The organism is Mycobacterium sp. NGS40, from assembly GCF_059812735.1.
Genome location: NZ_JCALDG010000012.1, coordinates 194,361 through 216,157, shown reverse-complemented (window position 1 = coordinate 216,157; position 21,797 = coordinate 194,361). Strand labels below are relative to the sequence as shown.

Annotated in this window: 20 protein-coding genes; 15 read left to right on the top strand and 5 right to left on the bottom strand. The window is 66.7% G+C overall.

Annotation, left to right across the window (positions count from 1 at the left end):
- Positions 1-153 precede the first annotated feature (153 nt).
- Complete coding sequence (locus AC5Y5O_RS19775) at positions 154-630, top strand: SixA phosphatase family protein (protein ID WP_423790926.1); 477 nt, start codon at positions 154-156, stop codon at positions 628-630.
- 6 nt (positions 631-636) lie between these two features.
- Here the strand turns inward: AC5Y5O_RS19775 and AC5Y5O_RS19770 are convergent, their stop codons facing one another.
- Together AC5Y5O_RS19770 and AC5Y5O_RS19765 are read right to left on the bottom strand one after the other, a co-directional pair.
- Positions 637-1,182, bottom strand: coding sequence for a DUF3558 domain-containing protein (locus tag AC5Y5O_RS19770; RefSeq protein ID WP_165796463.1), 546 nt, complete (start codon positions 1,180-1,182; stop codon positions 637-639).
- Positions 1,182-1,733: a DUF3558 domain-containing protein gene (locus AC5Y5O_RS19765; RefSeq protein ID WP_096289612.1), complete on the bottom strand. Its 552-nt coding sequence runs from the start codon at positions 1,731-1,733 to the stop codon at positions 1,182-1,184. The genes AC5Y5O_RS19770 and AC5Y5O_RS19765 overlap by 1 nt, the downstream gene beginning before the upstream one ends.
- 185 nt (positions 1,734-1,918) lie before the next feature.
- Here AC5Y5O_RS19765 and AC5Y5O_RS19760 point away from each other — a divergent pair, with 185 nt between their 5' ends.
- The 11 genes from AC5Y5O_RS19760 to AC5Y5O_RS19710 all read left to right on the top strand — a co-directional run bounded on the left by AC5Y5O_RS19760 (position 1,919) and on the right by AC5Y5O_RS19710 (position 16,939).
- Positions 1,919-3,676, top strand: coding sequence for an ABC transporter ATP-binding protein (locus AC5Y5O_RS19760; protein WP_096291299.1), 1,758 nt, complete (start codon positions 1,919-1,921; stop codon positions 3,674-3,676).
- Positions 3,673-5,568, top strand: a complete 1,896-nt coding sequence (locus AC5Y5O_RS19755; RefSeq protein WP_500026908.1) for an ABC transporter ATP-binding protein — start codon at positions 3,673-3,675, stop codon at positions 5,566-5,568. Before AC5Y5O_RS19760 ends, AC5Y5O_RS19755 begins: the two co-directional genes overlap by 4 nt.
- Before the next feature lie 131 nt (positions 5,569-5,699).
- Positions 5,700-6,035 (top strand): DUF732 domain-containing protein, encoded by a 336-nt coding sequence (locus AC5Y5O_RS19750; RefSeq protein ID WP_096289614.1) that lies wholly within the window; start codon positions 5,700-5,702, stop codon positions 6,033-6,035.
- 165 nt (positions 6,036-6,200) lie between these two features.
- Positions 6,201-6,536: a DUF732 domain-containing protein gene (locus AC5Y5O_RS19745; RefSeq protein ID WP_096289615.1), complete on the top strand. Its 336-nt coding sequence runs from the start codon at positions 6,201-6,203 to the stop codon at positions 6,534-6,536.
- A 346-nt stretch (positions 6,537-6,882) separates the two neighbouring features.
- A complete protein-coding gene (locus AC5Y5O_RS19740; protein ID WP_096291300.1) occupies positions 6,883-7,617 on the top strand; it encodes an LppX_LprAFG lipoprotein in 735 nt (244 codons plus the stop codon).
- 51 nt (positions 7,618-7,668) lie between these two features.
- Positions 7,669-8,025, top strand: a complete 357-nt coding sequence (locus AC5Y5O_RS19735; protein WP_096289616.1) for a DUF4189 domain-containing protein — start codon at positions 7,669-7,671, stop codon at positions 8,023-8,025.
- A gap of 126 nt (positions 8,026-8,151) precedes the next feature.
- Complete coding sequence (locus tag AC5Y5O_RS19730) at positions 8,152-8,850, top strand: C39 family peptidase (RefSeq protein ID WP_096289617.1); 699 nt, start codon at positions 8,152-8,154, stop codon at positions 8,848-8,850.
- A 282-nt stretch (positions 8,851-9,132) separates the two neighbouring features.
- The gene (locus AC5Y5O_RS19725; RefSeq protein WP_096289618.1) at positions 9,133-10,287 is read left to right on the top strand and encodes a BTAD domain-containing putative transcriptional regulator; all 1,155 of its coding nucleotides are present in this window, start codon (positions 9,133-9,135) and stop codon (positions 10,285-10,287) included.
- Positions 10,288-10,530: 243 nt separating this feature from the next.
- Positions 10,531-12,336, top strand: coding sequence for a serine/threonine-protein kinase (locus AC5Y5O_RS19720; RefSeq protein ID WP_500026897.1), 1,806 nt, complete (start codon positions 10,531-10,533; stop codon positions 12,334-12,336).
- Between the two features lie 153 nt (positions 12,337-12,489).
- Positions 12,490-14,859, top strand: a complete 2,370-nt coding sequence (locus AC5Y5O_RS19715; RefSeq protein WP_500026893.1) for an FHA domain-containing protein — start codon at positions 12,490-12,492, stop codon at positions 14,857-14,859.
- A gap of 178 nt (positions 14,860-15,037) precedes the next feature.
- The gene (locus AC5Y5O_RS19710) at positions 15,038-16,939 is read left to right on the top strand and encodes a serine/threonine-protein kinase PknH/PknJ (RefSeq protein ID WP_500026890.1); all 1,902 of its coding nucleotides are present in this window, start codon (positions 15,038-15,040) and stop codon (positions 16,937-16,939) included.
- A 59-nt stretch (positions 16,940-16,998) separates the two neighbouring features.
- Here the strand turns inward: AC5Y5O_RS19710 and abmR are convergent, their stop codons facing one another.
- Both abmR and AC5Y5O_RS19700 read right to left on the bottom strand, forming a co-directional pair.
- Positions 16,999-17,559, bottom strand: a complete 561-nt coding sequence (abmR, locus tag AC5Y5O_RS19705) for an ATP-binding transcription factor AbmR (RefSeq protein ID WP_500026888.1) — start codon at positions 17,557-17,559, stop codon at positions 16,999-17,001.
- A gap of 242 nt (positions 17,560-17,801) precedes the next feature.
- Positions 17,802-18,929 (bottom strand): adenylate/guanylate cyclase domain-containing protein, encoded by a 1,128-nt coding sequence (locus AC5Y5O_RS19700; protein WP_500026885.1) that lies wholly within the window; start codon positions 18,927-18,929, stop codon positions 17,802-17,804.
- A gap of 39 nt (positions 18,930-18,968) precedes the next feature.
- Here AC5Y5O_RS19700 and AC5Y5O_RS19695 point away from each other — a divergent pair, with 39 nt between their 5' ends.
- Positions 18,969-19,463 carry a DNA-deoxyinosine glycosylase gene (locus tag AC5Y5O_RS19695; RefSeq protein WP_096291301.1) on the top strand — a complete coding sequence of 165 codons (495 nt, stop codon included), beginning with the start codon at positions 18,969-18,971 and terminating at the stop codon, positions 19,461-19,463.
- 5 nt (positions 19,464-19,468) lie between these two features.
- Here AC5Y5O_RS19695 and AC5Y5O_RS19690 read toward each other — a convergent pair whose 3' ends face one another.
- Entirely contained in the window at positions 19,469-20,857 is a 1,389-nt protein-coding gene (locus tag AC5Y5O_RS19690) for an amidase (protein ID WP_500026882.1), read from the bottom strand.
- A gap of 46 nt (positions 20,858-20,903) precedes the next feature.
- On the opposite strand from AC5Y5O_RS19690, the gene AC5Y5O_RS19685 reads away from it, so the two are divergent.
- Positions 20,904-21,332: an HIT family protein gene (locus AC5Y5O_RS19685; RefSeq protein ID WP_096289625.1), complete on the top strand. Its 429-nt coding sequence runs from the start codon at positions 20,904-20,906 to the stop codon at positions 21,330-21,332.
- 10 nt (positions 21,333-21,342) lie between these two features.
- On the top strand, positions 21,343-21,795 hold the full coding sequence (locus AC5Y5O_RS19680; RefSeq protein ID WP_096289626.1) for a nitroreductase family deazaflavin-dependent oxidoreductase: 453 nt from the start codon (positions 21,343-21,345) through the stop codon (positions 21,793-21,795).
- Positions 21,796-21,797: the final 2 nt, after the last annotated feature.

Below are 21,797 nucleotides of genomic sequence, written 5' to 3'. Positions count from 1 at the left end.
CAAACACCCCAACGGCCACACCGAATGGATCCCCCCACCCCATTTGGATCGCGGCCAACCCCGCACCAACACCTACCACCACCCCAACAAACTCCTCCACGACGGAGACGACGTAGCGTGAGCCGCGTGAACGGCGAGCGCACCCTGCTGCTGATGCGGCATGCGAAATCTGGATACCCACCCGGTGTCGGGGACCACGAGCGGCCGTTGGCACCCCGGGGCATCCGGGAAGCGGCGTTGGGCGGTGACTGGCTGCGCGCCAATCAACCCGACATCGACGCCGTGCTGTGCTCGACGGCCACCCGGACCCGCCAGACCCTGGACCGCACTGGCATCGATGCGCCCGTGCAATTCCGCGAAAGCCTCTACGACACCACCACCGGGACGATGATCGACGAGATCAATAAGGTTCCCGACTCCGTCGACACTCTGCTCGTCGTCGGACACGAACCGACCATGTCGTCGCTGGCGCTCGGTCTGGCGAGAGACGAAGGCACCGATGTGGCTGCAGTGCAACGCATTTCAGAGAAGTTCCCGACGTCGGCGATCGCGATCCTGAAGGTGACCGGCAACTGGAAGGACCTGCAGCTAGACGGAGCCGCGTTGATCGGCTTTCACATCCCGCGCTGAACCCCGTCAGGAGTTCGTCGAGAGCGTCAGCTCCATCAGCTTGAGAGCCTGAGCGCAGGCATCGATACCAGGTGCTTGCGGGTTGACCCACCAGCCGACCACACCGGCGGCGTCGCTGGCCACCCCACAGGCACCGTTCGGGTCGTCCGGACGCATCACGATCGAGCTCACCCCGGCGATCGTCCGGTTTTCCACCTTGTACTTGAGGAAGTCCGCGACCTTACGCTCTTCGCTCAGGCTGCCCTGCTCGAACCAGAACCGGGTGATGTCGATCAGGCCGGCCGGGTTGGCCGCCTGCCACCGGCAGATCGCGCCGACGAACGTGCTCTGAATGTCGAGCGGGTCGGCGCCCACGGTCTTGGCCAGGATGTCGCTGGTCAGAACCTCACATTCCTTCAGCAGGTTCGGGTACTGCTGCTGGGAATTGTTGTTGCGCGGCACCCCGCCGGCGCCGGCCTTGACGGCGTTGCCGCCGATCGACCTCGAACAACCGGTCAGGACCATCAGCGCGGCGGTCAAGATGACCACCGCCGTCCGGACGCGTCTTGTCATCATTTCGAGTTCGCAATCGATTGACGAGTCAGTTCTTTGGCGATGTCACACGGCGGCGGGAAGGGCTTTTGGCTGAAGCTGATCGACCACTCGATGAAGTCGTCCTGGAATTGGATGCCGACCTCGCACAGCGAGTCGCCCAGGTTCGGCTCATTGCCGACGGCGATGAAGCCGCTGTGACCGTTGATGTTGATGTCGTCGACGCTGGCGCGCGACAGCTCCTCGGTCTTGCGCTCACGCCCGATCGGGCTGCCGCGGTACCAGGAGAAAGAGAAGTGCGGACCGAGGATGCCGCCGCCGGCCAACCACTGGCAGCCCACGGAATTGCGCGCCGTGTTGATCAGCCCGCTGACCTTGGTCAGCTCGGCGACCTGCTGGTCGTTGATGCCTCCGCATTGCGGAAACATCGGTCCGTGGTGGCCCTCCGCGTTGCCCGGCGTCGACGAGGACGTCCCGCCCGGCTTGTTGTCGCCGGAACCCGAGCAGCCCGCAACCGCCGGGACGAAGATCGTGATGGCCGCAATGGCCAGCGCCGTGAGGTTACGACGCACCGCTACCCTGCTTCTGCTCAGCCTGCTGCTGGTCCACACGATGCACTGTAGCGGCAGCCCACCGGGTCAACCACCGACGCGCCACCTGAGCAGGCATTTCAAAGTGTTTGCCGGGCGACGCGCGCGCACCCAACCGCCCGGCGGTGCTGCGCCCCGCGATGCGTGCCGTATGCGACAGTTACCAAATGCTTCTGGCACTGCTGCGCCAGTACATCCGGCCGTACCGCCGGCTGGTGGCGGTGCTGATGGTGCTTCAACTGATCAGCACGCTGGCGACGCTGTACCTGCCGACGGTCAACGCCGCGATCATCGATGACGGCGTCAGCAAGGGTGACACCGCGACAATCGTCCGGCTCGGCGTGGTGATGCTGGCCGTCACCGGGCTGCAGGTGCTGTGCTCGGTCGGGGCCACCTACTTCGGCTCACGCACGGGGATGGGGTTTGGCCGCGACCTGCGACTGGCGATGTTCGAACACGTCACCACCTTCTCCGAGCCCGAAACCGCCCGATTCGGCGCGCCGACGCTGCTCACCCGCAGCACCAACGATGTCCGGCAGATCCAATACCTGGTTCAGATGACGGGCACGGTACTGATCACCGCGCCGATCATGTGCATCGGCGGGGTCTTCATGGCCATCCACCAAGAGGCCGCACTGACCTGGCTGTTGCTCGTCAGCGTCCCGATCCTGGCCGTGGCCAACTACTGGATCATGTCGCACATGCTGCCGCTGTTCCGCAGCATGCAAGCCCTGATCGACGGCATCAACCGGGTGCTGCGCGACCAGCTGGCCGGCGTGCGGGTAGTCCGGGCCTTCACCCGCGAAAGCTTTGAGCGCGAGAGGTTTTCCCGCGCCAACACCGCGCTGTCGAATGCATCCCTGACCGCCGGCAACTGGCAAGCGCTGATGCTTCCGGTGACCACGCTGACCATCAACGTGTCCAGCGTCGCGCTGATCTGGTTCGGCGGGCTGCGCATCGATCGCGGCCAGATGCAGGTCGGCTCGCTGACCGCGTTTCTGGCCTACTTCACGCAGATCCTGATGGCGGTGTTGATGGCGACGATGACGCTGGTGGTGCTGCCGCGCGCGTCGGTATGCGCCGAGCGGATCAGCGAGGTGCTGTCCACCCGTCCCGCCATCGAGAGCCCGCAACATCCCCGGCTTCCGGACGCGGGGATCACCGGCGTTGTCCGCCTCGACGGTGCGACGTTCACCTATCCGGGCGCCGACCGCCCTGTGCTGCAACATATCTCGTTGACCGCACTACCCGGCACCACCACCGCGGTCGTCGGCAGCACCGGCTCGGGCAAGTCGACGCTGGTGTCGCTGATCTGTCGGCTCTACGACGCGACCGACGGTGCGGTCCTGCTCGACGACCTCGACGTCCGCGACTACGACACCGAGCGGCTCTGGTCGGCGATCGGCCTGGTCCCACAGCGCGGATATCTGTTCTCCGGCACCGTCGCGGAGAACCTGCGCTTCGGAAAGGCCGACGCGACCGACGAGGAGATGTGGGAAGCGTTGCGGGTCGCGGCGGCCGACGAATTCGTGCGCGCGCACGCCGACGGGCTGCAGATGCGCGTCGGCCAGGCCGGGATGAATTTCTCCGGCGGACAACGGCAACGGCTGGCGATCGCCAGGGCCGTCATCCGCCGCCCGGCCATCTACTTGTTCGACGACGCGTTCTCCGCGCTCGACGTGCACACTGACGCGCGGGTCCGGTCCGCCCTGCGGGAGATCTCCGGCGACGCGACCATCATCGTTGTCACACAGCGTATTTCGACCGCGTCCCAGGCCGACCACATCGTCGTCGTCGACGACGGGAAGATAGTGGGCTCGGGCACCCACGAGTCGCTGTTGGCCGACTGCGCCAGCTACGCGGAATTCGCCGACTCGCAGTCGGTCGGCGCCTTGCGATCAGGCCAAGTAGGAGGACCGCGGTGACCACGGCGACGAACCGGGTCGCCCGCGAAACCGCGCCCCGCACGCGATCCCGGGACTTCTGGGGCACCGCGGCCCGGCTGGTGGAACGGCTTGCGCCCCAACGGGCGCTGAGCATCGCGGTAATCGCCCTGGGCCTGACCGGCACGGTGATCGGCGTCATTGTTCCCCGAATCCTCGGGCACGCTACCGATTTGCTCTTCAACGGCGTGATCGGGCGCGGGCTCCCGGCGGGAATCAGCAAGGCACAGGCCGTCGCCCAAGCGCGAGCGCGCGGTGACGAAACGTTTGCCGACCTGCTGTCGGGAATGAACGTGGTGCCCGGCCAGGGCGTGGACTTTGGCGCGGTGGCACGAACACTGGCCCTTGCCCTGGCTCTGTATATCGTTGCCGCGTTTCTGATTTGGTCTCAAGCCCGGCTGCTCAACCTGACTCTGCAGCGCACCATGGTCGCGCTGCGCAGCGAGGTCGAGGATAAGGTCCACCGACTGCCACTGTCCTACTTCGACGGACGGCTGCGTGGCGAGCTGCTGAGCCGGGTGACCAACGACATCGACAACGTCCAATCCTCGCTTTCGATGACGATCAGCCAGCTGCTGACGTCGATCCTGACCGTCGTCACCGTGCTGGTCATGATGCTGTCGATTTCGCCGCTGCTGACGCTGATCACCGTGCTGACCGTGCCGCTGTCGCTGCTGGCATCGCGCGCGATCGCGCGTCGCTCACACCGCCTGTTCGTGGCGCAGTGGACCAGCATCGGAGCGCTCAACGCCCACATCGAAGAGACCTACAGCGGATTCACCGTGGTCAGGACCTTCGGTCACCGGGAGGCGGCACGCGCACAATTCCGCCGCCTCAACGACGACGTCTACCACGCCAGCTTCGGCTCCCAGTTCTTCTCCGGTTTGGTGGCACCGGCCACGACGTTCATCGGCAACCTCGGCTACGTCGCGGTCGCGGTGATCGGCGGCCTGCAGGTGGCCACCGGGCACATCACCCTCGGCAACATCCAGGCGTTCATCCAATACGTCCGGCAGTTCAACACGCCGCTGAGCCAGGTGGCCGGGATGTACAACACCCTGCAATCCGGGGTGGCCAGCGCCGAGCGGGTGTTCGAGCTGCTCGACGAGCCCGAGGAAGCGCCGGACGCCGCGCCGATGCCGCCCATGGGCCAGCCGCGCGGACGCGTCGAATTCCAGCACGTGAGCTTCGCCTACCGCCCCGGCACGCCGGTGATCGAAGACCTGTCGATGACGGCCGAGCCGGGCAGCACCGTGGCGATCGTCGGACCGACCGGAGCGGGCAAGACCACGCTGGTTAACCTGCTGATGCGCTTCTACGACGCCGATTCCGGCCGCATTTCCATCGACGGCGTCGACATCACCACGATGAGCAGGCAAGCCCTGCGATCGCGAATCGGCATGGTGCTGCAAGACACCTGGCTGTTCGACGGGACCATCGCGGAGAACATCGCCTATGGACGCCCCGGCGCCGACGCGGACGAGGTGGTCCAAGCCGCCCGGGCGGCCTATGTCGACCGGTTTGTCCAGACCCTGCCGGCCGGCTACCAGACCCGGGTCACCGGCGACGGCGCCAACATCAGCGCCGGCGAGAAGCAACTGATCACGATCGCCCGCGCGTTTCTGGCCCGCCCGCAGCTACTGATTCTGGACGAGGCAACCAGCTCGGTGGACACCCGCACCGAGGCGCTTATTCAGCGGGCCATGCACGAGCTTCGCCGCGACCGCACGAGTTTCGTTATTGCGCACCGACTTTCGACGATTCGTGATGCCGACCGCATCGTGGTGGTCGAGTCCGGGCGCGTCGTGGAGCAGGGCAACCACTCCGAATTGATGGCGCTCCGCGGCGCCTATTACGCGATGACCAGGGTCTGAGTTTTCGGTCCGGCCGCGAACCTGAGGCGTTACTGAAACGGCGCCAAGAAGTTATAGAGGATCCATTTAGAAGTGCGGCTGACGCTAGTCCCATCAGCACCCCAACCGCACACCTGAAAAGGATCACAGCAATGTTCACTCGCCGCATCAACACCATCGCCAGCACCATCATCGGCGGCGCCGCCATCGGGATCGTCGCGATCGGCACCGCCGGCACCGCCGGAGCCACCACCGCCGACGACGCGTTCCTCGCTCAGATGGACAAGCTCGGCATCTCCTTCCGCTCGCCGGCGGACGCCATCAAGGACGGCCACAAGGTCTGCCAGGAACTCGCCGCCGGCAAAACCGGGACCGACATCGCCACCGAGATCCTGCAGCAGACGGACCTGACCAACCACCAGGCGGCCTACTTCGTCGTCGACGCGACCCACGCCTACTGCCCGTCACTCGCACCGCAGCTCACCTAATCGCGCCCACCCACTGGATGGGGGGTCTCGGGTAACCGGGATCCCCCATCCGCCATTTACCGGCCGGCCAAGTCCGCCGGCCAAGTCATTGAGAATCCTTTTAGGGGTCGGCGCGACGCTGTGTTCATCGGCCAGACAGACCGCACACCCGAAAGGACCACAGCTATGTTCGCTCACCGTATCCGCACAATTGCCAGCACCGCGATCGGCGCCGCCGCCATCGGGATCGCCGCAGTCGCCAGCGCCGGCGTTGCCGGCGCCAGCACCGTCGACGACTCCTTCATCACGCAGATGGGCAAGGTGGGCGTCACCTTCACCTCACCGGCGGAGGCAGTCAACAATGGCCAGAAGGTGTGCCAGGCGCTGGCCTCCGGCGAAAGTGGCGTCGACATCGCCAACGAGGTCGTCGGCCAGACGAACCTGACCCGCAGCCAGGCCGCCCACTTCGTCGTCAATGCGGCCACCGCGTACTGCCCGCAACTGGGCGGCCCGCTCAGCTGAATCGCAGCACCGGCCTAACGCGGGGATCTCGGTAACCGGGATCCCCCCGTTAGGCATATGCATTGGCCACAGACACGCACACCTGCGCGCCGGCCACGCACTGCACTCGACGGAACAGCCGCGTCCACAACACCGAAGCCGCATTGGAACGCTTTGTCAATCAAGGTAATTCATCGCATCGGTGGCAGACATCCGGCTGCGGGCCGGTTCATCAAGGCCGCGTGACCCGATTCAGACCTTCCGAATCCGGCATCGGCCTCACTAAGCTTTCAGGGCGGCTGTTGATTTGCTGCGCGGCGATTGATATGCAGGAAGCAGCTGTGGCCAACACTTCAAGGAGATGTCGATGAAGCTCTCGCCTCGCACCGTTAGCGCCGCCGCTGCCGCCGCGCTCGCCCTCGTCCTCACCATCGCCGGCTGCTCGAGCAATTCGAACACCGGCAAATCGCCCGGGACCACCGCCACCACCTCCAGCAGTGAGGCGGCCACGCTGCTCAAGCAGGCCGCGGACGCGATGACCAAGGTGACCGGGATGCACGTCAGCGTGGCGGTGCAGGGCGACGTGCCCAACCTGCGGGTGACCAAGCTCGACGGCGACATCTCCAACACACCGCAGACGGTTGCCACCGGTAGCGCGACGCTGCTCGTCGGCAAATCCCCGCAAGACGCGAAGTTCGTCTACGTCGACGGCCACCTCTACTCCGACCTCGGGCAACCGGGCACCTACACCGACTTCGGCAACGGCGCCTCGATCTACAACGTGTCGGTGCTGCTGGACCCCGGTAAGGGGCTGGCCAACCTGCTGTCGAAACTGCAGGGCGGCGCGGTGGCCGGCACCGAGCAGGTCAACGGCGTCGCGACCACCAAGATCACCGGCAACTCGTCGGCGGACGACGTCGCCACGCTGGCCGGCTCCAAGCTGACCGCCCAGAGTGTGACGACGGTGCCCACCACGGTCTGGATCGCCTCGGACGGCTCCTCACACCTGGTCCAGCTCCAGGTCCATCCCACGAATGACACCTCGGTGACGCTGACGATGTCGGACTGGGGCAAGACAGTCACCGCCACCAAGCCTGTGTAGACCGTGCAAACCGCCGGACCGCCGGCACTCGGAAAGGAATCACCAATGAGGATGATTACTCGTCGCCGGCGGTTCACGATGGCCGGCATGGCCGCTGCCGCCGTCGTCAGCGTCGCGCTGGCTCCCGCGGCCGGCGCCGCCGATCAATACGGCGCGATCGCCTACTCCAGCAACGGTTCCTGGGGCCGCAGCTGGGACTACCCGACCCGGCCGGCCGCGGAGGCCACCGCGGTCAAAAATTGCGCCTACACGGACTGCAAGGTGCTGACCAGCTTCACCGATTGCGGCGCTGTCGCGACCAATGGCAGGGCGTTCCAGGGCGGAGTCGGCGCCACCCTGGCCGCCGCGATGAGGGACGCGCTGACCAAACTCGGTGGCGGCTCCATCGACACGTGGGCGTGCAACTAGCGGTCTTCATCCCCGCGCGGACGGCGCGAGGTCACTCCAAGAATTCGTGGAGATAACAAATAGGCCACGATCAGAGCCTTTTCTCAACCACCCCGCACAACCGCGGGACGAGAAAAGGGGACAACGATGAAGACCACGAAGATCGCCGCGATCGCCAAGACCGCCACCCTGGCAATCATCGCCGTTGCCGTCGCGCTGGGATTGGCCGCACCGGCCGGCGCCGCCGCCGGCACGATGTACGGCGACCCGGTGGCCGCCGCCAAGTACTGGCGCTACCAGAAGTACGACGACTGCGTCCTGATGTCGAGCGCCGACGTGATCGGCCAGATCACCGGCAAGGAGCCCTCGGAGCGGGCCATCATCAAGGCGGCCCAAGCCACGCCGAGCGTCGTGCACCCCGGTTCGATCTACACCACGCCGGCCAACACCAAGAACCCGAATTCCGGTATGGGCACCAGCTTTGCGGACATCCCGACATTGCTGGAGCTGTACAAGATCAACGGCACGATCACCAACAGGGAGCACGCCGCCAAAGACGGCATCCTCGGTGGCATCGAAGGGCTCGAGGAGCAACTCGGCGAGGGCCACAAGGTCATCGTCAGCGTCAACGGAGAACTCATCTGGGGCCAGCCCGTCGAAAACAAGGACGACAAGGGCAACCCCCGCGGTGACCACGCGGTGGTGGTCACCGGTATCGACACCGCCAACGATGTGGTCCACCTCAACGACAGCGGCACCAAGGACGGCCGCGACGAGCAGATCCCGATGGCGCTCTTCATGAAAGCCTGGGAGGCCAGCAAGCAGCTGATGGTATTCACCACCTAGCCGCACACGCACGGCAAACCGGCGGGCAGCCACCCGAAGCACACGCATCGGGCCGGCTGCCCGCCTGATGCGTTTCGATGAATCCCAACCGAATTCGAGCGAGCCGTCCATGATCACGCTGGCAGGGAACGCATTTCAGTCGGCGGCAACGCCGAAACCGCGGCACACCAATGTTCACCGGTATTACCGAATTCGGTGGGTTCGTATCACAATGTCAAGGAATGACTCACCGTATGGGCAGATGACGCCGCGCAGGGAACCCGGAAGGGCTGGTTAGCGACGATGGTAGACAAAAGTCTCGAATTCGGCCTGCTCGGGCCGTTGGAGATGACTGTTGACGGCACCATGGTGCCGTTGGGCACGCCCAAACAGCGGGCGGTGCTGGCCATGCTGCTGATGAACCGGAACAGCCCGGTCGGCGTCGAAAGGCTGATCACCGCCCTGTGGCAGGACGAGCCCCCGTCCGGCGCCCGGGCCAGCATCCACTCCTACGTGTCGAATCTGCGCAAACTGCTCAGCGGCGCGGGTATTGACCCGCGGGTGGTGCTGGCCGCGGCACCGCCGGGTTACCGGCTCACCGTCGACGAAAACAGTTGCGATCTGGGACGGTTCATCACGGAGAAGACCGCGGGCGTGCAGGCGGCCGCGCTCAGCAGGTTCGAGCAGGCCAGCCAGCACCTGTCGACGGCGCTGGCGCAATGGCGGGGACCGGTGCTCGAGGACCTGCGCGACTTTCAGTTCGTCGACACCTTCGCCACCTCGCTCGTGGAGGAGAAAATTCTCGTCCACACCGCGAAGGCAGAGGCCGAAATCGCTTGCGGACGTGGCGCCTCCGTGGTCAGCGACCTCGAGGTCCTGATCACCGAGCACCCCTATCGCGAGCCGCTGTGGGCCCAGCTGATCACGGCCTACTATCTGACCGACCGCCAATCCGACGCGCTGGCCGCGTACCGGCGGGTGAAGACGACACTGGCCGACGAGCTCGGGATCGACCCCGGCCCGACGTTGCGTGACCTGAACGAAAAGATCCTGCGCCAGGAGCCGCTGGACGCCAAGAAATCGGCGCGGACCACGGCGGTGGGCACCATCACCCTGCTGGACCAGCGCACCAAGGTCCCCGCCGGCAAGCCCGCCGCCTACCTGCACGAGGCGTCGGGTCGCAGTTACCCACTGCGCATGGCGGAGACCCGGATCGGGCGTCTCAGTGACAACGACATCGTCCTGGCCAGCGCCAACGTGAGCCGCCATCACGCCGTCATCGTCGACACCGGCACCAGCTACATCATCAACGACCTGCGGTCGTCCAACGGCGTACACGTGCAACACCAACGCATCCGCTCGGCGGCCACGCTGAAGGACGGCGATCACGTCCGAATCTGCGACCACGAATTCACGTTCGAGATCCCCCGGGGCTACAACAGCGACGCAGCAAACTGAATATTGTTGTCGTACAAGTTCTTTCGTAATAAATGCTGGCATGGTCAATCACCACAAGGCTTTTCGCCGGGCCGCACCGGTGTCGGTGGGCGACTCGCCCGCGCGGGGATCTCGCGATTTGTCACGCGTTCGGATGCGCGACGGCCTACCGTGATGGTTGCTAGTCGCGGTGGTTACGAGCGAGGATCTGCCCGTAATTGTTGATATCGTCGGCGGGTCTGCGGTCGGTTTGGAGGATCAGCGATGAGCGAGGAGCAGAACTCGCGGGTCGGGACGATGTTCGGGCCCTACCGCCTCAAGCGGCTGCTGGGCCGGGGCGGGATGGGCGAGGTATACGAAGCCGAGCACACCGTGAAGGAGTGGACGGTCGCGGTCAAGGTGATGACCGCGGAGTTCAGCCGGGACCCCGTCTTTCGTGAGCGGATGCGGCGCGAGGCGCGCACCGCGGGCCGTTTGCAGGAACCGCACGTCGTACCTATCCACGACTACGGCGAAATCGACGGCCAGATGTTCATGGAGATGCACCTCATCGAGGGCATCGACCTGGACGACATGCTCAAGCGGTTCGGACCGTTGACCGCACCGCGCGCGGTCGCGATCATCACCCAGATCGCCTCGGCCCTCGACGCGGCCCACGCCGCCGGCGTCATGCACCGCGACATCAAGCCGCCCAACATCCTGATCACCCGCGACGACTTCGCCTACCTGGTCGACTTCGGCATCGCCAGCGCCACCACCGACGAGAAGCTCACCCAGCTCGGCACCGCGGTCGGCACCTGGAAATACATGGCGCCCGAACGCTTTTCCAACGGCGAGGTAACTTACCGCGCCGACATCTACGCGTTGGCCTGCGTACTGTACGAGTGCCTGACGGGCACCCCGCCGTACCGCGCGGGCACCGCGGGCGAGCTGGTCCGGGCTCACACGACCGACGCCATCCCGCAGGCCAGCGCGGTCCGCTCGGGAATCCCCAAGGCTTTCGACGCGGTGATCGCGCGCGGCATGGCCAAAAAGCCCGAGGACCGCTACGCCAGCGCCGGTGATCTGGCGCTGGCCGCCCACGAGGCGCTCAGCAACCCCGATCAAGACCACGCCGACGACATCCTGCGCCGCAGCGTCGAGGCCACCCTGGCCGCCGAGATCAAGAGCGACCCTCCCCCGACCACTCCCGCCACGGCGCCACCGCCGCCCAGTACGCCGCCGGGGCCGTATCCGGGCCAGAGCTCCGGGCCGGTGCGGCCCACACCGACCGCCCGGCCCTGGGCACCCGAGAGCGGCCCGGTGCCGACTCCGAGCCAGCACCCCTCCGGCGCGCACTATTACCAAGGCACCAGCGGTAACTGGGGTGGCACGCCGCCGGGCGCACCCCCGCCCGCCGGGCCCACTACCTGGACGCTGGGACAGCCACCGCCGCCCAAACCCAAACGCAGCCCCTGGCCGATCGTGATCGGAGCGGTCGCCCTGGTCGTGGTCCTGGTGCTTGCCGCGATCGGCGTCTACCTGGCCACGAAGGAGGACGACAAACCCACTCCGCATCCCCCACCGACCAGCACCACCACCCCGCGCAAGACCACGACCACGACCACCCCCACCACCACGACACCCGCGCCCGGCGACCTGGAAGGCCAGCTGCTCAGCATGGTGCCCCCCGGCTACCCGAGCGGCGTGTGCACACCGGCCACCGCAAAACCCAACACCGTGTGGTCGGACGCGCTGGCGGTGGTCGACTGCGACCAGAACACCAACCCCGGCGGCCCGTCCAAAGCGCGCTATGGGCTCTTCCCCAATCCGGGTGTCCTCAAAGACGCGACGGACGCCGACATCAAGCTCCTGACGCTGGCGACCTGTCCCGGGGAAACCAACAACCCGGAAACCTGGCAGCACCCGAATGACCCGAAGGTCGACGTCGGCGTGGTCGCCTGCGGCACCTACAACAACCACCCCAACATGGTGTGGAGCAACCAGGTCAAGCTGCTGCTGTGCGACGTCTTCGGCGACCCCCCGACCATCGAGGAGCTGCACACCTGGTGGACCAAATACGGTGGCTGACCCGCGGCAGCTAAAGATCAACCAGCCCAACGGCATTGCCAGCAACCGCGCCCGAGGGCGCAATAACGCGAGGACCACGCCTGGATCAGCTATACAAGTGGTGGATGTGAGTACCGTTCTCGAGGCGGCTAGCTAACACAGCGGAGGCAATGCGTGGACGACAGGACCGACATGGTCACCACCATTCCCGGGCTACAACTGCGGGCGGGTGGGCGTACCTGGCAGGCCACCGCTGGCCGGTCCTGGAGCGTTGGCCGTGCGCACGAGGCCGACATTCAGCTGGAAAACCCGAGAGTGTCGCGCCAGCACGCGGTGCTACAGCCGACGCCCGCGGGTTGGGTTCTGGTCAACCGCAGCAACAACGGCATGTTCGTGAACGGGCGGCGAGTCCAGAGCCTGCCGATAACCCAGCCGATCACCGTCGTGCTGGGGTCGCCGTCCTCCGGGCAGTCGCTCGAGCTCTGCCCGATCGCCCCACCTCCGAGTCCGGCTCGGACCCAAACCGTCGCGCCGACGATGGGGTCGGTCGGCGAGACCACGGTGGCCCGGCCTCCAACCGCGGTCTACGCGATGGACCAGATAACCATCGGGATTGGCCGCGGAACAGACAACGACGTCGTGCTCGACGACTTGCTGGTCTCTCGCCACCATGCGGTGCTGCGCCGCTCCGGACAACAGTGGGAACTGGTAGATAGCAACAGCGCCAACGGAACCTACGTCAACGGTCACCGGATCGCGCGCGCGATCATCGGCCCGAACGACATCGTCGGCATCGGCCACCAGCTGCTGCACCTGTCCGGCGACCAACTCGTCGAATACACCGACACCGGCGACGTGTCCTACCAGGCGTCGAACCTGCGGGTGGTCTCCAACAAGGGCAAGGTGTTGGTGGCCAACGTCAGTTTCGCCCTACCGCAACGCTGCTTCATGGCGGTGGTAGGGCCAAGCGGCGCAGGCAAATCCACGTTGTTGAGCGCGTTGACCGGATTCCGTCCGGCCTCTAGCGGTGAGGTCCGATACGACAATCGCGACCTCTATCAGAACTACGCCGAGCTGCGGCACCGGATCGGCTTCGTGCCGCAGGACGACATCCTGCACACTCAGTTGACGGTGCGACGAGCGCTGAATTACGCTGCGCAGCTTCGCTTTCCGCAGGACGTATCGACCCGGGAACGAAGGCAGCGCATCGACGAGGTGCTGGGCGAGCTCGGGCTGGCCGCACATGCCAATCAACGGATCGACAGCCTGTCGGGCGGTCAGCGCAAGCGCACCAGCGTCGCACTGGAACTGCTGACCAAACCATCCCTGCTGTTCCTCGACGAGCCCACCTCGGGACTCGATCCGGGCTACGAGAAGTCCGTCATGCAAACGCTGCGCGCGCTGGCCGACGACGGTCGATCCGTCGTGGTGGTCACCCACAACACGGCGCAACTGAATCTGTGCGACCGGCTGCTCATCCTGGCGCCGGGCGGCCGGCTGGCGTACTTCGGTCCCCCGCAACAGGCTCTGAATTACTTCGGTTGCAACGACTTCGCCGACCTGTTCAACCTCCTCGAACACGACACCACGACCGACTGGACCGGCCGCTATGTCGCATCGCCGATTCACGGCGCCCTGACCGGACCGCACGCCACGCTGAAGGCCCCGGCTCCGGCCAGCCGTCCCGCGAAGGCGGTCGCCCAGCAGAGCGCCGTCGCCCAATTCGCCACGCTGTGCCGCAGGTATCTGGCGGTCATCGCCGCGGATCGCCAGTACGCGGTGACGCTGCTGGTCCTGCCGCTGCTGCTGAGTCTGTTCGCGCACGCCGTCCCCGGGGAGGCCGGGCTGTCGCTGACCAAGGCCATCGAAACGAAGTCCACCCAGCCCTCGCAATTGCTGGTGCTGCTGATCATCGGGGGCGCCCTGATGGGTTGCGCCGCCTCGATCCGCGAGATCGTCAAGGAACGGGCCATCTATCAACGCGAGCACGGCATCGGGTTGTCGCGCGTCGCCTATCTGGCCTCCAAAGTGGTGGTTTTAACGGCGTTGACCACACTGCAAGGGCTGATTCTGGGCTTCCTGGGGGTGGTCGGCCTGCCTCCCCCGGACCAGGCCGTCGTCCTGCCTTGGCCCAGAGCCGAAGTGGCGATGGCGGTCGTCGCCGTCACCGTGGTCTCGATGCTGATCGGTCTGCTGATTTCGGCGATGATCGGCAACGCCGACCGCGGCATGCCGCTGCTGGTGCTCGTCGTCATGGCCGAACTCGTGCTGTGCGGCGGCATGTTTGGGGTGAAGGGCCGCATCCCGCTGGAACAACTGGCGTGGCTATCGCCGTCACGCTGGGCCTACGCGATGGCCGCCTCGACCATCGATCTCGACGATCTGCGCCGCACCGCGGGCGGCGACGAAGACCCGCTGTGGGAGTACGACCCCGGCGATTGGTGGACGGCCGCGGCTGCCTGCGCCATCCAGGCGATCGTCTTGATCATCCTGATCGCGCTGCGACTCAGACAGCTTGACCCGCAACGCAAAGCGGCCAAGTGACGCTCGCCCCCCGGGGGCCGCGATCGAGACGGAGGCGTTCCGTCGGCGTTTGCCGTCGCCGAGCGGCGGGTCGGCCGCGCCCACCGTCGTGCGTGCTTGCCGGGCATTGCGGCCGACGGGTTTGCGGGGATTTTGTTGATATGGTCGGCGGGTCTGCGGTTGGTTTGGAGGATCAGCGATGAGCGAGGGGCAGGCCTCACGGGAGGGCTCGACGTTCGGGCCCTACCACCTGAAACGGCTGCTGGGCCGGGGTGGGATGGGCGAGGTCTACGAGGCCGAGCACACCGTCAAAGAGTGGACCGTCGCGGTCAAGCTGATGTCGGACCAGTTCAGCTCGGACCCCGTCTTTCGTGAGCGGATGAAGCGCGAAGCGCGCACCGCGGGCCGTTTGCAGGAACCGCACGTCGTGCCGATCCACGACTACGGCGAGATCGACGGAAAAATGTTCATGGAGATGCGCCTCGTCGAGGGCACCGACCTGGACAGCTTGCTCAAACGGTACGGTCCGCTGACGCCGCCACGCGCGGTCGCGATCATCACCCAGATCGCGTCGGCTCTGGATGCCGCCCACGCCGCCGGCGTTATGCACCGTGACGTGAAGCCGCCCAACATCCTGGTCACCCGGGATGATTTCGCCTACCTCGTCGACTTTGGCATCGCCAGCGCCACCACCGACGAGAAGCTCACCCAGCTCGGCACCGCGGTCGGCACCTGGAAATACATGGCCCCGGAGCGATTCACCAACGACGAGGTGACCTACCGCGCCGACATCTACGCGTTGGCGTGTGTGCTGCACGAATGCCTGACCGGAGCCCCGCCGTACCGCGCCGACAGCGCCGGTGTGCTGGTCAAGGCGCACATGAGCGATCCCGTCCCGCTGCCCAGCGCGGTCCGCGCGGGCATTCCCAAGGCTTTCGACGCGGTGATCGCACGCGGGATGGCCAAGAAGCCCGAAGACCGCTACGCGAGCGCGGGCGATCTGGCGCTGGCCGCGCATGAGGCACTGAGCACTCCCGACCAAGACCACGCGTCGGACATCCTGCGCCGCAGTCAGGAAGCGACCCTGCCCGGCAAGGACAAGCTCGAGCAGCCACCGACGATCGCGGGCACCGCAGCCGCGCCGCCCGTGCAGCGGCTTGCCGCACCCTCGCCGCCGCCGACGCCGACGCCGTATCCGCGTCCGAGCTCCCCGCCGGTGCCGCCGCACCACGCTCCGAGCCCGCGGCCCTGGGCGCCCGAGAGCGGGCCCGTCCCCACCCCGGGTCCGCCCGTCTCGGGCCCGCAGTATTACCAAGGCAGCAGCGGCAACTGGGGCGGCCCGCCATCGGGTGCCCACCCGCACGCGCAGCCCGTCGGCCCCACCCCGTGGAACCTGGGCCAGCAGCCGCCCAGACCCAAGCGCAATCCGTGGCCGATCATCGCCGCAGCCGCCGTGGTGCTCGTGGTCGTGGTCAGCGCGGTGGCTATCTGGCTGATCATTCCCGACCCCAAGCCGCCACCGGAACCGATTGCGTCCACACGGCTCAACTCGCTGCTGCTGAGCGCCTCGGATATCAACACCATCATGGGCGCGACGAACATCCAGCCCGGCAAGCCCATTACGTCGATGGGCACTTCCTCGATGACGGTGTCGATACCGGACTGCGAGGGCGCGCTGTACACGACTCAGGATCCGGTGTACGCCGGCAGTGGCTGGACGGGCATCTACGGCCTGGTGTCCGCCGAACCCGGCGACAACAACGACCACTGGGTCAACCAGGCGGTGGTGGCCTTCCCGACCGCCGACAAGGCCAAGGCGTTCCTGCAGGGCTCGCTGGACAAGTGGAAGAAGTGTGTCGGCCAGACGGTGACGGTGGACAATTCGGGCAAGACCTATCGGTGGACTTTCGCCCCCGTCCAAGGCAATTCACCGAAGATATCGGTGCTGCAGACCCAGGAGGGGGCCGACGGCTGGCAGTGTGAGCACGCGATGAGCGTGGCGAACAATGTGATCGTCGACGTCAACGCCTGCGGTTACCACATCAGCGATCAGTCCAGCCAGATCGCCGAAAAGATCGTCGACAAGGTGAACAACACCTAGCGACGCCAATACCTAAGCGGCGCTGCGGCATTAGCTTATTCGGGAGCCTATTCGGGAGCCTATTCGGGTAGGTCTGGCCCCTGGGCGCGCAGGTCGTCGACCGCCGACATCGCGTCGCGTAACTTGGCGAGCCATTCCTCGGTGTGTTCGCCGACGAGCTTGACCGACCACGCCAGAGCGTCGGCGCGAGACCTGGCGACACCGGCGTCCACCAACGTGTAGAGCACCTGGCGTTCCGGTTGCTTCAAGCGCGTCATCACCGGAACTGCGATGTGCGTGAACAGGATTCGCTCGCCACCGATCTCCAGGCCCCAGGAAACCTTGCGGCCGTAGCGATCCTGCGCCTCGTCGGCGATGCGCATCCGCTCCGAGCGGGTCTCCTCGCGGAACCGTGAGGCCCGGCCCTCGGCGCGCGCCTCGCTGTCTTCGGCCGCGTCCGCGAGCTTGCCGATGACAGTGATCTCCTCGCGGTCCACCACGACCGTCGGGTCGCCGTCGAACCAGCCTTCGGGCAGGCGTCCGGCGAACCATTCCGCCGCGCCGGTGGCATCGGGTTGCTGGGCTTGCTGCCAGCCCCCGGGGCGGCCGTACCGCCTAGAACTGTGATGGTGTGATTTCATGATTACATCATTACACCGTTGCACATGAAATGAAGACCGGTTCGCTCGCGGCGAACGGCAACCGGTCCTGGGCATGGACCGCAAAACCGTTGATATGGCCCGCTCACAGGCGTATTTTTGATCACGAAGCAGGCCCGGAAGCGGCCAAGTCAAAGCGCTGGCAGAGGGGAAGGAGCCGGCCGCGTCGGACCGTGTCAGACGCCCCCCAGCGCCGCCCGGGCCTGCCTAAACCTGTAACGGACTCAGTCGTTGTCACCGTCGCCGCGGCGCACCCGGAACAGCTTGACCTCATTCTTGACGCCCTTGAGGCGGCGTGCGCCCGCGAAAGACGCGGAAAACTCCAGGGTTTCGCCGACGGCCTCCCACACCGAGTCGGCGACCAGAACGGTGCCGGGGCGGGCCACGCCGGTGACCCGGCTCGCGACGTTGACCGGGCGGCCGAACCAATCACCGGCCCGGCTCACCGCCATCCCGGCGGCCACCCCCGCCCGCAGCCGGGGAAAGTCGTCGTCGGTATCGACCGTTTCGACAAGCTTCAGCACGACATCGAGCAAGGGCGCGGGCTCGGGACAGACGAACATCACCGCGTCCCCGATCGTCTTGATGAACCGGACCGGTGGGACCGTCACGTCCCGGGCCAGCCCCGCCAGCCGACTGGCCAGTTGCCCCAGCTCCTCGGGCGAGACCACCTCGCCCAGCTTGGTGAAACCGACCAGGTCGGCGAACGCGACGGTGACCTCGCGCGCGCCCGGCAACGGTTCGCCCGCGGCGCGCTCGGCGGCGTTGACCGCTTCGGTCTCCATCATGTGCCGAAGCTGCATGAACAGCATCTGCTCGATCATCGGTCCGAGCTGCGGCGCGATCTGGCCCACCAGCGCCTGGGATGCCTTGGCGATCTCCAGCTCGGTGGCTCCCGGGCGCATGATCGCCTCCAGCGCGGCATACCGCATCACCTCGGCGGTGTGCGAGAGGCCTTCGGCGAGCACCCGCACCACCAGCACGACCTGGTCGGGGTTGAGCCCCAGCTCCACGAAGCGCTGCGCGTAGGCGGCCGCTTCGCCGTCGGCGCGCATGTGGATCGACGCGTCCGGATCGTCCACCCGGGCCAGCCCGATCGCCCGCTGCACGCGCTGCAGCAGCGTCAGGTCGATGTGGTGTTGCTCGCTGATCTCGCGCGCCGACACATAGGTGCCGTCGTCTCCGATCAGGCGACGGCTGGCCAGCAGCAGCGGCGGATTGGTGGCCCGGATCTCCGCGGGGGTGACGCCCTGTCCCAGTAGCCAGGCGACCAGCTCGGCGCGTTCCCTGCGCGCGTCGCCGTCGAGTCCGTCGAGCAGATCGTCAATGTTGGCGTCGACCTCGTCGTCCACGTGGCCAACCTACAACGCCGGCGGGCGATGATGGCAGTGATGACCCCGCCGCTGCTGCATGGTTTCGCACCCGTCGTCGACGAGCGCGCCCGGGTGCTGATCCTGGGCTCGTTTCCCAGTGCCCAGTCGCTGGTGGCCCAGCAGTATTACGCCAATCCGCGAAATGCGTTCTGGCCCATCGCCGGTGCGCTTTTCGGATTCGACCCCGACGCGCCCTACGAGTCCCGGCTGACCGTTTTGCGATCCCGCGGGGTGGCGCTGTGGGACGTGCTGCGCAGCTGCCGCCGAGCCGGTAGTGCCGACTCGGCGATCGATCCGAAAAGCTTGGTGGTCAACGACTTTGCCGGGTTGTTCGCCGACTACCCGGGAATCGCCGGGGTTTACTTCAACGGCGCCAAGGCGGCCGAGATGTACCGCAGGCTGGCCCAGCCCGACGAGCGGATCGAGTTCCACCGGCTGCCGTCCAGCAGCCCGGCCCATGCCACCCGGCCCGGCGTCAAGCTGGCGGCCTGGCGCGAGATGTTGCGGCTATGACCCCGTCATGACACCGGCGGTCGGCGGTGCGCCCACGGTCGCGCCGCTTCGATCTGCGCGGACAGCGACAGCAGCGTCGCCTCGTCGAACGGCCGGCCCACCAGCTGTACCGACAACGGCAGGCCGTCGCCGTCGAAATCCCACGGCACCACCGCGGCGGGCTGACCGGTCGCGTTCCACGGAGCGAAGTACGGCACCTGCTGGGCGACCAGCAACAGCGTCGACACCGCGCCGCGGCGCCGGTACGCACCGATGCGCGACGGCCCTTCCGCGGTGCCCGGCGTGATCACGACGTCGACATCGTCGAAGATCGACTGAATCTTGGTGTTCATGCCTTCCTCGGCGGCCCGCACGGCTGCCATCCTGCGGTCCGAGAAGAACGACCCCATCCGCGCCAGCGTGCGGGTGCGGGACTCGAGCCGTTCCGGGTGAGCCTGCGCGTCGGCGTCGTCGCAGATGCCGCGCAGATAGCGCGGCAGGAAGTTCGTATAGAGCTGGGCCACTGGATAGTCGGGATCGGCGGTGATCACCTCGTGCCCGAGATCGCGCAGCAGCGCACCGGCCGCCTCGACCGCCGCCAGCTCTTCGCGACCGACCCGCTGCGGAACCGTCGGGATCTTGGTGCTCAACGCAATTCGCAGTTTGCCCGGATCGCGCGACGCCGCGGCGACGAACTCGCCCTCGGGTCCCGGGATCGTCGAGGTGATATCGAGAAACAGCGCCGCATCGGCCACCGAGCGCGCGATCGGGCCGTTCACGGAGAGGCCGTACCAGGCGTTGTCGTGCGGTTCCAGCGAGACGCGATCGCGGTGCGGCTTCAGACCGTACAGCCCACACCAGGACGACGGGACACGGATCGAGCCGCCGCCATCGGATCCCAACGCCAGCGGGGCCAGCCCGGCGGCGACCGCGGCGCCGCTACCCCCGCTGCTCCCGCCGGGGCTGCGCCCGAGATTCCACGGGTTGCGGGTCGCGCCGAACGTCAGCGACTCGGTGAACGGAAAGATCATCAGCTCGGGCACATTGGTCTTTCCGATGATGACCGCGCCGGCCGCGCGCAACCGGCGGACTACTTCCGCGTCGGAGGTCACCGGCGGACCGTGGCCGCCGCTGCCGCAGGCCGTCACCTCGCCCGCGACGTCGACGTCGTCCTTGATCGCGATCGGCACGCCCAGCAGCGGCAGCCGCTCGCCCGCGTCGAGCAGTTCCTGAGCGGCGTAGGCGTCCTCACGTGCGCTGTCGGCCAGCACCACGCGGTAACAGCGCAGGTCGCTGTCCAGCCGAGCGATCCGTTCCAGGTAGACCTCGAGCAGGTCGACAGCGCTGATTTCACCGTCGGCGAGCATCCGTGCCAGTGCGCCCGCACCGGCGAATGCGACATCGCGAGCGTCCACTGCGGCAGCGTAACCCTCGGGTCGGCCCGGCCAGTACGGTGGCGACATGTCCTGCGTGTTCTGTGCGATCGTCGCCGGGGAGGCTCCGGCCATCCGGATTTACGAAGACGACGACTACCTGGCGATCCTCGACATCCGCCCGTTCACCCGCGGGCACACGCTGGTGATCCCCAAACAGCACACCGTCGATCTGACCGACACCCCGCCGTCGACGCTGGCCGGGATGATCGCCATCGGCCAGCGGATCGCGCGCGCCGCCCGGGCGACCGAATTGGCCGACGCGACCAACATCGGGATCAACGACGGCAGTGCGGCCTTCCAGACCGTGTTCCACATCCACCTGCACGTGCTGCCCCGCCGCAACGGCGACAAGCTGTCGGTGGCCAAGGGGATGTTGCTACGCCGCGACCCCGATCGCGAGGCCACCGGGCAGATCCTGCGCGACGCGCTGGCACGCATCGACGCCAGTCAGTAGAACTGACTTCATGAGCAACCTCACCACCCTGGAGCGGATCTTTCTGGCTCCACTGCTGCGCGTTCACGACTCGCTCTACCGGAAAACCGACGGCCGGATCGGCCACCACATACCCGGCATGCCGGACAGCCTGCTGCTGCACACGATCGGCGCCAAGACCGGCCAGCAGCGCTCCTCCACCCTGAGCTACGCCAAGGACGGTGACTCGTACCTGGTCGTCGCGTCCTATGGAGGTAGCGACAGCGCGCCCGGCTGGTACCACAACCTGCGCAAGCGCCCGGAGTGCGAAATCAACGTCGGCTCGAAGCGCTTCGCGGTCACCGCGCGCAGCATCGGCCCCGATGACCCCGACTATGCGCGGCTGTGGCAGATCGTCAACAAGAACAACGCCAACCGGTACGAGGGCTATCAGACCCGGACGTCGCGGCCGATCCCGATCGTCGCGTTAACGCCTACCAAATAGCA

Coding starts and splice junctions, on each gene's coding strand:
- AC5Y5O_RS19750 (WP_096289614.1), top strand. CDS start 5,700: ATGTTCACTCGCCGCATCAACACCATCGCCAGCACCATCATCGGCGGC.
- AC5Y5O_RS19770 (WP_165796463.1), bottom strand. CDS start 1,182: ATGACAAGACGCGTCCGGACGGCGGTGGTCATCTTGACCGCCGCGCTG.
- AC5Y5O_RS19760 (WP_096291299.1), top strand. CDS start 1,919: ATGCTTCTGGCACTGCTGCGCCAGTACATCCGGCCGTACCGCCGGCTG.
- AC5Y5O_RS19710 (WP_500026890.1), top strand. CDS start 15,038: ATGAGCGAGGGGCAGGCCTCACGGGAGGGCTCGACGTTCGGGCCCTAC.
- abmR (WP_500026888.1), bottom strand. CDS start 17,559: ATGAAATCACACCATCACAGTTCTAGGCGGTACGGCCGCCCCGGGGGC.
- AC5Y5O_RS19695 (WP_096291301.1), top strand. CDS start 18,969: ATGACCCCGCCGCTGCTGCATGGTTTCGCACCCGTCGTCGACGAGCGC.
- AC5Y5O_RS19740 (WP_096291300.1), top strand. CDS start 6,883: ATGAAGCTCTCGCCTCGCACCGTTAGCGCCGCCGCTGCCGCCGCGCTC.
- AC5Y5O_RS19745 (WP_096289615.1), top strand. CDS start 6,201: ATGTTCGCTCACCGTATCCGCACAATTGCCAGCACCGCGATCGGCGCC.
- AC5Y5O_RS19680 (WP_096289626.1), top strand. CDS start 21,343: ATGAGCAACCTCACCACCCTGGAGCGGATCTTTCTGGCTCCACTGCTG.
- AC5Y5O_RS19725 (WP_096289618.1), top strand. CDS start 9,133: ATGGTAGACAAAAGTCTCGAATTCGGCCTGCTCGGGCCGTTGGAGATG.
- AC5Y5O_RS19775 (WP_423790926.1), top strand. CDS start 154: ATGCGGCATGCGAAATCTGGATACCCACCCGGTGTCGGGGACCACGAG.
- AC5Y5O_RS19730 (WP_096289617.1), top strand. CDS start 8,152: ATGAAGACCACGAAGATCGCCGCGATCGCCAAGACCGCCACCCTGGCA.
- AC5Y5O_RS19720 (WP_500026897.1), top strand. CDS start 10,531: ATGAGCGAGGAGCAGAACTCGCGGGTCGGGACGATGTTCGGGCCCTAC.
- AC5Y5O_RS19685 (WP_096289625.1), top strand. CDS start 20,904: ATGTCCTGCGTGTTCTGTGCGATCGTCGCCGGGGAGGCTCCGGCCATC.
- AC5Y5O_RS19735 (WP_096289616.1), top strand. CDS start 7,669: ATGATTACTCGTCGCCGGCGGTTCACGATGGCCGGCATGGCCGCTGCC.